Here is a 12,481-nt window from a genome sequence, read left to right as displayed (position 1 = left end):
TTTTAAAATTCATTTCGCACAATGGAAAGGAAAGGTAATGGAGGTTTTCATTGTGAGAGATATCGTAATTTTCACGGACCGCGAGAGAAAAATTTCGTTTACGGAAATTGACCGTTTTTATGCGGTTAAATATTTCGCAGAACCGCGCGCGGACATCCTGCTTCAACCCGTGCTTTGCTGCATTATCGATTATGCGGACCCCGAACGGGCTATTGCCGCCTCCAATACCATCCGCGCTTCGTTGCCGGAGGTTACTTTGCTGATCATCACAGATATGGGAGCCGCGTTAAGCGATAATGATCTCATCCGTATTCGCGGGGTGGGAAGAATCAGTCTGATCCATTGGAAAGAGAATTACCGGAGCAAACTGCTAATGGAAATTCAGCGGCATTTCCATCCGGAGTTTCTCTCGGAAGGCCCGCATACCGCTTTTATCCTCTCCGTTTACAATGAAGAACAGCGCTTTAGGCATGTGCGCCGCTTTTGCGAACGTCTGCAGACCTATATTCAGGCCCATCTCATCGAGGGCTCGATTTATTTGATCGACGATGGCAGCGAGGACCGGACATTGGAACTGCTTGAAGGGATTGAGCGGGAGACAAACCTGGCGGTAGGCCGGATCAACGATAATGATAACGAAAACGTCATTCCGTTGGTGAACGCCAGAAAATTGGGGAGAAATACCCGCAAGGCCGGCACCTATCTTGAAGGGATGCGCACCATCGAAGCGGATTATTTTGTGTTTGTGGACGCCGACGATTCCTTTTTTATCGAGGATATTGCCCGGATGATCAATATTGTCAAAATGGGCTATTACGACATCATCATCGGCACAAAAGACAACTCCGCGGAGAACCGGCCGTGGTTGAGGTTTTGGATCAGCAAATGCAAACAGATTGTGTCCAAGCCCTTTTTGCCCGCGGGAGTCATCGACTCGCAGACCGGTCTGAAGGTGATGAGCGCCGTCGCCGTGCGGCGGATATTCCCGCATTTAAAAGAAGAGCTGGGCTTGGCCGTTGATTTGGAAATGATGTTCATCGCCAAGAAGCTCAAACTTCGGGTGCTGCAGCTGCCCGTCGAGTGTATTGACCGCGACGGCTCGCACATCGAGGTGTGGCGGGATTCCGTCCGGTTTGTGCGCTCGCTGGTGGATATTTGGCGCCTTGATCGGCGGATTAGGTAGCCCTATGCTGCGGAGATGGCGTGCGCTCGTTTTTCCGTTGTTTAATGTGCTGCTGAATGCCTTCAATTTCTTCTTCCATATGGCCGCAAGCTGGTATTTGACCCAGGATCAGTACGGGCAGGTCAACGCGCTGTTGGCTTTGTTCGCGCTGCTGTCCGTACTCGGCTTATCCGTCCAGCTGCTAGCGGCCAAGCTTGTTTCGCAAAACGAAGCCGGCGGCGGGTTTCCGGGGGGAGCGCTTGTTCCGGCGCTGACCGCTGCCGCTGTTTTTGCTGCGCTGGGCGGCGTCCATCCGCTGCTCGTTCACTTGCTCAACGTGGACAGCGGAGCGCTGATCCTGTTGTACGCAGTGGTGTCCATGCATATTCTGGTCAGCCTGTTCAGAGGGAGCATGCAAGGGCGCGAGCGGATGCTGGCGCTGAACGTCAATTTTTACCTCGAGGTTGGCGGCAAGCTTGCTGTCATCTTCCTTTGTGTCCCGTTGGGGCTGGAAGTCTGGAGCTTGATGCTGGCGCTTGCCGCGGGCATGATTTTAGCGCTTGTGCACGGTTGGCTTACGGAACGAAAAAGCGCCGGACCCGCATCCGCCGCGGACGGTTCGCTTCGCGGCAAACCGCTGAAGAGCCTGGGCCGGGAATGGATGGACACGCTGCTCATGAATCTGTTCATATTGTTTTTCACGTCGATTGATATGCTCGCCGTGCAGCGTTATTTACCGGCCGCTGCCGGCGCATATGCGATTGCGCTCAAGTACAGCCAGCTTGTTTATTTTGTGGCGTTCAGCGTGATCACGGCATTTGTGCCCAAACTTGGTGCAAAGGCGGGAGACAGCGCCGCGCTAAGGAAGCTGGTTTTACTGTTCGGGGGATTTATGCTGAGCTGCGCGGGGTTTGTTTATGCCGGTTCCGCCTGGTTGTTTCCGTTGTCCATCCCGTTGCTGTTCGGTCCCGGCTATCAGGCGGCAGAGCGGTATCTTCCGCTCGGAGGCGCGGTGTACTGGCTGCTGGCGGCCGTGCTGTTTTTCGCGCATCTGCATGTGCTGACCGGGCGCAGACGTTTTATGCTGTGGCTGGCGGCCGGGGCGGCGGCGCTGCTGCTATGCTTCGGCCTCCGGCACCGCACACCGGAAGATTTGCAGCTGGCGCAGCTTACCGTATACGGGGTGTTTGCGGCCGGTTTTGCCGCCGATGCCGCGCTGGGCTTTAGACGGATAAAGGGGAGGGCTATGTATGAGAAATATCCGCAGTAATTCCGGGGAAACGGTCATTTTGCTGCTATCGTGGCGGGATGTCTTCTCTCCTAAAAGCGGCGGGGCGGAGATATTCACGCATGAAATGCTAAAGCGCTCGGCGAATCCGCGCTTGCGTTTTATTCATTTTTCGCCGCGTTTCCCCGGCGCCAAAACGCGGGAAGAGGCGGACGGTGTAACTTACCTGAGAGCCGGCAATACGTTTAGCGTGATCGTGCATGCGATGCTGTACTACTGGCGTCACCGCAAAACCATCGATTTTGTCGTCAATCAATGCAATACCCACCAGTTTTTCACCCGGTTTTGGGTGCCGGGGGCCAAACGCATCTTTTTCATTCACCAGCTAACGAGAGAAATCTGGCTGCAAAACCTGGGTCCGCTGCTGGGCGCCGCCGGTTATGTACTGGAGCCGTTGCTGCTCCGCTTGGCCAGAAAAGACCGGGCGCTGACGGTTTCTCCCTCGACCCGCAACGATTTGGTGAAGCTGGGCTTTCAGCCCGGCCGGATCCAGATCATTCCCGAAGGGATCGAATTCGAGCATTGGCCCGAGCAGCGCTTTTTGCCCAAGCAGCGGCGGCCTACGTTTCTGTATGTGGGGCGGTTCGTCCAATATAAAGGCATCGATCTGGCGATTCAGGCTTTCGGGCAGTTCAAGCAAAAATACCCCTACGCGGTGCTGTGGATCGCCGGAAAAACCGACAAGGCGTATGTGCAAAAGCAGCTGCGGCCGCTGATGGAACAGTACGGCTTACGGAGCGCGGAAACGGACGACCGTAAGGAAATCGCGCTGGAGGCGGACGTTTTCTTTCACGGTTTTGTCTCGCAGGAGAAGAAGCTGGAGCTGATGAGCCGCTGCCACGCGCTTGTTTTTCCTTCGCAGCGGGAGGGCTGGGGGCTGACCGTGACGGAGGCCGCTGCGGTCGGTACGCCGAGCATCGTCAGCAACACGGCGGGACTGATTGACGCGACCGATTTCGGCAAATGCGGCTATTTGACAATCCATGGAGACGTGTACGGTTTGGCGGCGCAAATGCAAAGAGTGGTCGAAAACCCCGACGAATATGAAGCGATCCGCCAGCGGGCGCATCAATTTTCGCGCCAGTTTCATTTCAACAATACCGGAGCCGTGTTCGGCCGCTGGATGGACAGCTTGACGAAAGGAGAACAGCATTATGAAGAAAGCGGGGATCGTGTTTACGACGTATAATAATGCCTCTAGTGTGGAGGCGTGTCTGGACAGCTGTATGCGCCAAAACTACCCCGGACTGGAAATCTTTATCGCGGATGACGGCTCCTCGGACGATACGGTCGCGGCCATCCGCAGCAAGGCGTCCGCTGCTCCCTATCCCGTTACCCTGCTCGAACTGCCGCATGGCGAACGCGGCGTGGCCCGGGTCAAGGCAGTGGAAGCGGCACGCCAAGCGGGCGCCCATTATTTGCTCGTGATCGATTCCGACATGATTTTGGAAGATCATTTGCTGCGCGGCGGGATCGATTACTTCGCTGCTCATCCGGAAGTAGGCGCGCTTGTGGTGCCTGAACAGGCGTTTACGCATGCCGGCAATTTTTTTTCCAAAGTCAAGGTGTTTGAACGGAATGTCGTCAACAATGCCGGGGAAGAGCTGGGAAAAAGGTCGATCGAGGCGGCGCGTTTCTGGAGAATGGAAGCTTATCTCTGTACCGGGGGATTTAAGGCGGAGCAGATTTCGTTTGAAGAGATTCAGCCCACCCTCCGCTATATTGAGCAGGGCGGGATTGTGCGGCGCGCGACGTTCGGCAAACTCTATCATGATGAGAAAAAAGTGCTGCTGCGCGAATTGCTCAGAAAAAAAGCTTACTATTTTTCTGTGATGGACCGTACGTTGACTTCCGAGCCAGGAGGCTTCCGCAAAGCGCTGGAACGCTGGTATTTCTTCCGTCCGGTGCTGTACCGTCCGGCCAACCTGCGGAAATATGCCAAGCATCCGGTATTGACCGCCGCCATGTTGTATATGTATGTGTGCTTAAGTTTTATTGGAATCGCAGCTTTGTTGAAATCACGGTTGTTGGGGGGCAAATAGCTGCCGCGGATAGAGGAGGACACCAGTGAAGCGGTGGATTTACATATATCGCTACGATTTGATCGCCGCCGGAGCGATCCTGCTGATTGTTTTATTGTTTCTGGCGCCCATTTACGGCCGGGGGCAAATCGTGTTCAGCGATTTGGCTTTTGGCGGCCGTTCGGACCGTTACATGGAGGAAATTGTCGGCGTTTGGAATGAGCGCTGGTCTACGTCGACCCTGCTCAACGCGCCGAGACTGCTGTATATTTTACCGTTTTATGCATTGTCTCTTGTCTTTGGAGGAAGCGGCCCCGTCCTGCTCAAGTCATTTGTCACCTGTCTGCTGCTGGTATCGGCGCTGTCGATGTACCTGTTTACGAAACGGCTGGTTGGGGTGTACTATTCCGCCGACTTTACGCTGGTACGCATGATGGCCTTGCTTCCGGGGGCGCTGTTTTACGCGCTTAACCCTTGGGTTGTGTTTCGCATTCAGCACATTTATTTATTGTGCGGCTACAGCTTGTTCCCGCTTGTGCTGATGCTGTTCTTCAGCGCGTTTGATCCGAAATTTCAGCGCCAGCGGATCGAAAATTACGATGTTCGCAGGCTGTACCGCCGCAACGTGGTTGACTTGTTTCTGCTTGCCATCGTTTTTACCGTCAGCGCGGCGGCGATCCACTACTTTTTTTACGGCCTGATCTATTTGGGGATGTTTGCGGTGTTACTGGCGATCAAGCTGGGCTGGGTTTACCGCAGCGGCGGCTGGTCCGTACTTAAGGTGCTGTACCGGAACTTTCTGCTCAAAGGAGTGATCTTTGGCCTCTTTTTCGGGCTGCTCAGCTTCTATTGGCTGTCCCTGTATTTCGGCAGCATCTTGATGGATGCGCAGGTGTCCCAGAACAACATCAATGTGGTCGACACCTTGTCCCTTTTCAGCAGGAACAGCAGCCTGGTCAATGTGCTGTACTTCATCAGCTACTGGTGGCCGATGTTTCCGCTGGAGCGCTTGCCGCTCTCCTTCTACGTTGGCGGCGGCGTGCTGCTGGCGCTGATCGCCCTAAGCATGCTGACGGCGTCACGCCGGTTTTCCATCATTTTGATGTTTACGCTGCTGACGATGGTGTTTGCGCTCGTGGCGACAGGGGTTAAAATCCCGTTGTTTGCCAAGGCGTTTGTCCTGCTGGTGACCAAGACGCCGATCATCGGCACGATGTTCCGCGATCCGAACAAAATCGTCGGACTTCTCGCCGTCAATTTCAGCGTGCTTTTGTCCTTTGGCGTCATCCGGGCGTTGGAGTGGCTTAAGCCGCCGCGCGTTTCCTGTGTTGTGAGAACGGCGGGGGTGCTCATTGTGCTGGGCTGTTTATGGATTTACGTCAATCCGCTGCGCGAAGAGTTCATTAAAGGCTACTACAAGCCGGTGCAAATTCCCGCGGAATACGGCGAACTGGCCGCCAAGCTGACCGATCCTAAGCAACTCGGGAGCAAGGCGCTTTATTTCCCTATCGCCGACAATATGATTCAGAGCTATAACGGTGTAGCTACACCGGAGTGGAATCAAGGAAATACGTTCATGGAAAAAGCGACCGGCGACTTTCAGGTCTATTCTTCGCCCAAAAACACCTTGTTTCACCATGAGGGGAACGCGCCGAGCATTACGTATTATATGAATTTTCTTCAATACTTGCTGGATAACGGGCTAAGCAGCAAGCTGGGCAAGCTGTTTGCGCCCTTCGGCATCGACCAGCTTGTCTATCATCAGGAATACGCCGGACAGGAAGAACGGCAGGCGTTTAACCAAGAGCTGCTGAAGATGCAGGAAGGCTTGGACAATACGTACAATAACCAATATTTCTCATTGTATCGGCTGGAACATGCGCTGCCCTACATGTATGTCGTCCCGCGCAAGGTGGTAACGCCTTACGGCTTCAGCCGCATGGAAAGCTACAGTCATCAACCCGGTTTCGACTTCTCCGCTTTCGCGGTGCTGTTCACTGGCTTAAACCCTTCACTGCCGATTTTGCCGACCGTGAACCAAGGGGATTATCTGGAGGCCGCTTCCTTTGATGATCTGATGTTGTCCCAGCTTCCCGCTGAATACTACTTGCGTCCGTTCGATGCCATCGAGGACGGGAACGCTTATCTGAAATGGTCGAAAACGCTGGTTTCCAACAATGATTGGCTGTGGTATTTGGCCTCGCAAAATATCGGCAATTATCCTTTTGATATGGACCTGAACGCCGGTACCGCCGTTACTTTTGCTACCAGCAAGCTGGATGTCGCTCCTTATATGATGGACCGGATCAAAGGGAAGACGGTGCTTGATCTTGACGGCATGCTCAGCGGGAACCAATTTTTTACCGCCGATAACCCGGACCTGTTCAAGATTCAGGCGGCTCCCTCAAGTACGGCGGAGCGGTTGCCCAAACTGTACGGAGAGATTATGAAAGGAGAACCGAAGAACATCTGGCAGGTGGCCAAATCGGGTTTACTGGAGGCGAAGGAAAACAACCCGTATCAATTTTCCATAACGGCGTCAGGCAAGGGGACAAACCAATTGCATTTCAAGGTCCGTTTTTACGATGAAAACAAAAATGAGCTCGGCATCCATTATGTTGTCGCTCCCACGACGGAAAGCGACTTTGACGGGGCCCGCTTTTACGGGGAATTTATCACACCGCCCGGCACCGCGCGGATGCGGATCGACCTTTTGACCCGGCAGCGGCCGGAGCAAAATACCTATTGGCGGATACATGCGATTGATCTGGCCGATCTCGGGGCGTATAAGAAACCAAACACTTTTGTCATGCATAAAACGATGGACAAGCAGCAGCTATCGCGGATCTACGCGCGGGTGCTGGTCAACAAAGCGGGGGGGAGCATCCGTGTTACGCTGCCGGACGGGACGGTCGATGTGCCGACCAAAGACGACAGCATCAATCAGTTTCAATGGGTGGACTTGGGACAGCATCTGCTGCCGCAGGGGGAGGTGAATGTTTCGGTAACCAATGTTCAGGGATTTAATGCCGTCAATACGCTGGCGATTGTTCCTGACGAGAAGCGGGAGGAACTGGCGCTTCCCGTGGAGCGGGCGATCGAACGGGCCAAGCTGTTTTTGGTGCTGGAGGCGGAGCACGATTTTATGGGATTGGGGAACGTGCAAAGCGAAAGGGCATACCCGAAATTGAGCTTGGGCCGCGGGATCAGCTATCAGGAAGGAGAACTGCGCAGAACCGTGGAAATTTTGCGGGACGGCGATTATTCGGCGGCGCTGCTGGCCAATTTGCCGTCCGGTCACCGCGGCAAGTTGACGGTAACCTTGACCAATCAGGCGACCGGAGAAGTGATAAAACGCACCGTACAAGCGGCAGGCCCGAGTATACTACGAGCAGAGGATACGGTGGTCGAAACCGATCATTTGCGGGAGACCTTCACCAAAAAGCTGCTTCGCTTGCCCGAGGTATTGACGGATTACGGGCGCCAAGAAATCCGGGATTTGCACTTGGCTAAAGGAACTTATACGCTGTCGATCGTGTTTGACAGTTCGGTTCCGTCGCTGAGCTCGCCGGCGGATTTTCAGCTGCCGAAGCGTGCATCCGGCCAAGCGGTGCAAGCGGCGGCCGCTACGGCGGATGCTCCGTTGGATGCGCCGTCCGATATGCCGCCGGATGCGCCGGCGGGCGCGGAAGAGGCGTGCGTCCGTATCCCGCTGGGCCGCTCGGAGCTGAAAGCTGCGAAGGGCCAGCTGGAAATCCGTTATTCGCCCACCGCTTCCTGCGCCTGGTACACCTATGAATCCGCCTTGATGCCCGCGGAAGCGAATGGAGAGTACTTGGTAAGCTTTGACGCTGTATCGGAGAATGCTCCCGGCCGGCATTTGAAAGTGGTGTTTTTTAACGATCAAGATGAAGTGATTGCCACTTCTTACGTTGATGAAGTCGAAGAGAGCTACAAAAACAAGTGGAACCATTATGAGCAGATCTTTACCGCGCCCGAAGGGGCGGCGGGGATGCGGATTCAAGTGCTGGCGAAGGGGGATCGCCGGGACAAAGGATTGTTCCGGATGAAAAATTATTCAGTCATTCCGTATAAGGACATGATTCTGCTCGATCAATTTATTCTTTTTGAAGGGGACGGCAGCGAAGCCTTTTTCACCTCTCCGCCGCATCCGCCCGAGGTGACGGTTCAGCGCGTAGATGCGATGAGCCGCAAGTTCACGCTCCACAATCCGCAGCATGAGCAGGTGCTGATCAATGAGAGTGAGTCGCCCCATCCGCTGTGGGAGTTTGAACTGAACGGAGAGAAGCAACGGGCTCGCATCGCCGTAAACGGGGTAACGACCGGGTTCATCACGAGCGGGAGCGGAAGCGGCAAGATCGTCGTGATTCTCCGCCGCTTCTATCTAGTTGGAATCGTTTTGCTAGTGTTATGCATGGCGGTTGGTGCGGTATGTATTTTTGCGTTTGGCAGGCTGTTCTTCCATAAGAATTATCAACAAGGCCAAAGGCGGTTTTTTTCGTAAAACCTTATAAAGCGTACTTGTACCCGGCCCCCCATACGGTCAAAATGTGACGCGGATTTTTCGGGTCGGGTTCGATTTTTTTGCGCAAGCTGGAAATATGCACATCGATGGTGCGGTCCAAGTAGGCGCGGTCGCTGCCCTTAATCCGGTCAAGCAGTTCGTTGCGGGTGAATACTTTGCCGGGAGAACTGGCCAACTGTTTCATAATTTCAAATTCAATATTCGTCACTTCGATCTCTTCGCCGTTTACAAATAAGCTGCGTCTATACTCGTTAACGGCGATTTCGCCTTTTTTGGCCGGAATGTGCGAGGCGTCCAGCGATTCCCGGGCGGTCTGCGATCTTCTGAGCAGCGCTTTGATTCTGGCATCCAGCTCCTTTAGGCTAAACGGCTTGCACAGAAAATCGTCCGCCCCGTTTTCGAGCGCGCGAATCCGTTCATCAAGCAGGGTGTTGGCCGAAATCATCAGAACCGGTGCGGAAGTATGAGTGTGAAGCGCCCGGACCAGCTCGTTGCCGTCCATCTCGGGCAGCATCAGGTCGATGATGATCACGTCGGGCTCATCTTGCTTCAGCATTTGCATCGCTTCCTGGGAATGATAGAAGCTATTCACCTGGTACCCGTTCTCTTCAAGGAAGAGAGCGATCATATCGGTTAGATTTTTCTCATCATCAACAAGTAGTACTTTAGTATTCATCCATAAGTCACCCTCCTATTCTATGAAATGATAAAGGAAAAATTAATATTTGCAATATATAAAATAACAAAAATGATTAATATTTGAAATATTGTGACAATCATCAATTTAAAGGTGGGAGAAAAAATGCGTCTAATTTTATTGTCAGGCGGTGCGGGGAAACGGCTATGGCCTTTGTCGAACACGAACCGCCCAAAGCAGTTTTTGCCCGTGTTGCGGCATGAGGGGAAAGCGGAAAGCATGCTGCAGAGGGTTTGCCGCCAGCTTACCGACGTGGGGTTGGCGGAGGCGTTGTTGTTTTCGGCCGGCCTAGGACAAAAGGAGCTGATTCAAGGGCAGGTTGGTGATCTGGCGCCGATTCTGGAGGAACCGGAGCGGAGGGACACCTTTCCGGCCATCAGTTTGGCCTCCGCCTACTTGCATAGTAAGGAAGGCTGCGATCCTGACGAAATCGTAGGGGTTATGCCGGTCGATGGTTATGCGGAGGATTCCTTTTTTCAAGCCTTGGCCAAACTGCCCGGTGTGTTGGCGGGCGCTGGCGCCGATCTGGCGCTTTTGGGCGTTGCTCCCGACGCGCCTTCGGATAAATTCGGTTATATTGTCACGCAGCAACCGGCCGAAGCGGACGGAAGCATGCGGGTCCGGGCGTTTGTGGAAAAGCCTTCCGCGGCTCGGGCCCAAACGTTAATTGACGAAGGAGCCTTGTGGAACTGCGGCGTGTTCGTGTTTCGGCTTGGATTTTTGCTTAGCGGGCTTAAGCAAAGGGGCCTGCCGGCAGATTACGATGAGCTGTTCGGCATGTATAAGCAGCTTCCCCGCCAAAGCTTCGACATCGAGGTGGTAGAACGAACGAAGCATATTGTAGCCGTACCTTATCAAGGCCGCTGGAAAGATATCGGCACATGGAATTCGCTCTCGGAAGAAATGGAGCAGCAGGTCAGCGGGAGCGGTTATGTCTGTCCCGATTCATCCGGCTCCCGTATTGTCAATGAGCTGGATATCCCCGTAGGCGTATGGAGAGTACCCAACATCGTTGTGGCCGCAGGACCTGACGGGATTCTGGTCACCGACCGGGAAGCGTCGACCGGCATTAAAGATATGGTGGATCAAGTCGAAATCACCCCCCGTTTCAAAGAAACCTGGTGGGGCCGGAAGACGGTGCTGACCGCAAGACAAGCGGGAGAAACGGAATCAGTGACCAACCGGGCCGTTATTTCCGCAGGCCGTTTTATCGGTTATCATGAACATGAGCGGCGCAAAGAAATCTGGATCGTGATTGCCGGCGCGGGCGAAGCGTGTATTGACGGCCAACCGTTTCCCGTAGAAGCGGGAAGCGTTGTTGTCGTTGAGCCCGGCATGAAACATGCGCTGTTGGCGTACAGCGATCTGGAATTGATCGAATTGCAAATCGGTCTAAAAATCGAAGACAGCGACATTATCCGTTATGCCGCTCCTTGGATGGCGAAGGAGGGAAAGGGGGAAGAGCAAAACCATGAAGTGCCGGCCAGGCGGTAAAACCGGACAAGCGGTTGGCGAATGAGAGAAAAAATGGCTGAGGAACAACACGACATTGATACGTACTACTTGGAATCATTTCAGGAAGGTATCCTTAAATGCGATACTAGGGGTATGATCGTGTTTATGAACCGCAGGCTCAGAGTTCTGTTCGGCTTGGAAGAGATGACGGGGCAGGACATTTCGGTTTTTACAAAAGCGATGGATGCGAACATTCAGCAGGAGGAGCATAAGCTTACCAAGATAATACAAGCGTTTCGGAAAGGAGAGGTGAACAGGAACGAAGGGAAATTCCTATATGCCAAAGGGCCTAGGTGTTTATTCTCGTTTTATGTAAATCCGGTATTGGATGAAGCGCAAACAGCGTGCTATGGGTATTTATTAGTATTTCGGGAATGCGGCGAAGAGGAGGCGGCCGATAAGCAGAGACGCGAAATGATCAGCGTGGTCTCCCATGAATTAAGGACACCCCTGACGACGCTGCTGGGCTATGTGGAAATGTTGATGCAGTACGATATTTCTCCGCAGAACAGGCGGCGCTACATGGAAATCATTTTTGCGGAAGGGAAGCGGTTGTCCAATCTGCTTGAGGATGTTTTGGACAATGAGCGGCTGGAATCGGGAGTGCTTAACTATCATAAAACTTATGTACCGCTGATGGAGCTCATTTACGAAGTGGCTGAACGGTGGAATTTGAAATCATCGCATCTCATTCACGTGGACTCCGAGGTTGAAGACGCATTTATCTACGCGGACCGGATCAGAATCACTCAAGTCTTTGACAATTTAATCAGCAATGCGCTTAAATATTCTCCCGGCAAAGAATTAGTATCCATCCGAATCGCGGAAGAAGCAGGCGATTATGTCATCGAGGTGACGGATTGCGGAATAGGAATTCCCGCGGAAATGCATGCGCGGCTGTTCGATAAATTTTTTCGAGCCGGCCATTCCGGCTCCCGCCAAATTAAGGGCAACGGTTTGGGACTTTATATCGTCAAAAAAATTGTAACAGACCATGGAGGGACAATTAGCGTAACCTCGGAAGTAGGACGAGGAAGCACATTCCGCTTGCATATGCCAAAACCCGTTCACTTGGATTAAGTCTTATTTGTACATATAAAAACAAAAAAAGCCTTCTGTTCGGTAGCTGGCTGCCATCCTTGCGGGAAGGCCCTTTAGCTTTGCGTCGCTGCCTTTCGACAGGTTTGCCGTTTATCGTAGCCGCTTTTTCACAAAAAACATCGTATCACGATTCCAAAAAACATGCAAACCA

The 12,481-nt window shown here is 53.3% G+C and carries 8 protein-coding genes and 1 riboswitch; of the genes, 7 read left to right on the top strand and 1 reads right to left on the bottom strand.

Annotation, left to right across the window (positions count from 1 at the left end; genetic code table 11):
- The first annotated feature begins 52 nt into the window (after positions 1–52).
- Genes ACLD72_RS11050 through ACLD72_RS11030 form a run of 5 tightly spaced genes read left to right on the top strand, consistent with a single transcriptional unit; the run spans position 53 to position 8,996 of the window.
- Positions 53–1,183 carry a glycosyltransferase family 2 protein gene (locus ACLD72_RS11050; protein ID WP_458475758.1) on the top strand — a complete coding sequence of 377 codons (1,131 nt, stop codon included), beginning with the start codon at positions 53–55 and terminating at the stop codon, positions 1,181–1,183.
- A gap of 4 nt (positions 1,184–1,187) precedes the next feature.
- The gene (locus ACLD72_RS11045; RefSeq protein WP_458475757.1) at positions 1,188–2,432 is read left to right on the top strand and encodes an oligosaccharide flippase family protein; all 1,245 of its coding nucleotides are present in this window, start codon (positions 1,188–1,190) and stop codon (positions 2,430–2,432) included.
- Complete coding sequence (locus ACLD72_RS11040) at positions 2,413–3,639, top strand: glycosyltransferase family 4 protein (protein WP_410997050.1); 1,227 nt, start codon at positions 2,413–2,415, stop codon at positions 3,637–3,639. Before ACLD72_RS11045 ends, ACLD72_RS11040 begins: the two co-directional genes overlap by 20 nt.
- Positions 3,605–4,492 (top strand): glycosyltransferase family A protein, encoded by an 888-nt coding sequence (locus ACLD72_RS11035; protein WP_410997052.1) that lies wholly within the window; start codon positions 3,605–3,607, stop codon positions 4,490–4,492. Before ACLD72_RS11040 ends, ACLD72_RS11035 begins: the two co-directional genes overlap by 35 nt.
- A 25-nt stretch (positions 4,493–4,517) precedes the next feature.
- Positions 4,518–8,996, top strand: coding sequence for a hypothetical protein (locus ACLD72_RS11030; protein WP_410997054.1), 4,479 nt, complete (start codon positions 4,518–4,520; stop codon positions 8,994–8,996).
- Between the two features lie 4 nt (positions 8,997–9,000).
- On the opposite strand, the gene ACLD72_RS11025 is transcribed toward ACLD72_RS11030, so the two are convergent.
- Positions 9,001–9,693, bottom strand: coding sequence for a response regulator transcription factor (locus ACLD72_RS11025; RefSeq protein ID WP_410997055.1), 693 nt, complete (start codon positions 9,691–9,693; stop codon positions 9,001–9,003).
- Positions 9,694–9,819: 126 nt separating this feature from the next.
- Here ACLD72_RS11025 and ACLD72_RS11020 point away from each other — a divergent pair, with 126 nt between their 5' ends.
- Together ACLD72_RS11020 and ACLD72_RS11015 are read left to right on the top strand one after the other, a co-directional pair.
- Positions 9,820–11,208, top strand: coding sequence for a sugar phosphate nucleotidyltransferase (locus tag ACLD72_RS11020; protein ID WP_410997057.1), 1,389 nt, complete (start codon positions 9,820–9,822; stop codon positions 11,206–11,208).
- 21 nt (positions 11,209–11,229) lie between these two features.
- The gene (locus tag ACLD72_RS11015) at positions 11,230–12,309 is read left to right on the top strand and encodes an ATP-binding protein (protein WP_410997059.1); all 1,080 of its coding nucleotides are present in this window, start codon (positions 11,230–11,232) and stop codon (positions 12,307–12,309) included.
- A gap of 38 nt (positions 12,310–12,347) precedes the next feature.
- A riboswitch (cyclic di-GMP riboswitch) is annotated at positions 12,348–12,428 on the bottom strand.
- Between the last annotated feature and the right edge of the window lie 53 nt (positions 12,429–12,481).

It is taken from the genome of Paenibacillus lacisediminis, assembly GCF_046567315.2.
Note: the sequence above shows the minus strand (reverse complement) of the source record. Positions and strands in the feature narration are given on the sequence as shown.

Bases quoted from the DNA above. Each gene is read 5' to 3' on its own strand.
- ACLD72_RS11020 (WP_410997057.1), top strand. From the start codon at position 9,820: ATGCGTCTAATTTTATTGTCAGGCGGTGCGGGGAAACGGCTATGGCCT.
- ACLD72_RS11040 (WP_410997050.1), top strand. From the start codon at position 2,413: ATGAGAAATATCCGCAGTAATTCCGGGGAAACGGTCATTTTGCTGCTA.
- ACLD72_RS11045 (WP_458475757.1), top strand. From the start codon at position 1,188: ATGCTGCGGAGATGGCGTGCGCTCGTTTTTCCGTTGTTTAATGTGCTG.
- ACLD72_RS11015 (WP_410997059.1), top strand. From the start codon at position 11,230: ATGAGAGAAAAAATGGCTGAGGAACAACACGACATTGATACGTACTAC.
- ACLD72_RS11035 (WP_410997052.1), top strand. From the start codon at position 3,605: ATGAAGAAAGCGGGGATCGTGTTTACGACGTATAATAATGCCTCTAGT.
- ACLD72_RS11025 (WP_410997055.1), bottom strand. From the start codon at position 9,693: ATGAATACTAAAGTACTACTTGTTGATGATGAGAAAAATCTAACCGAT.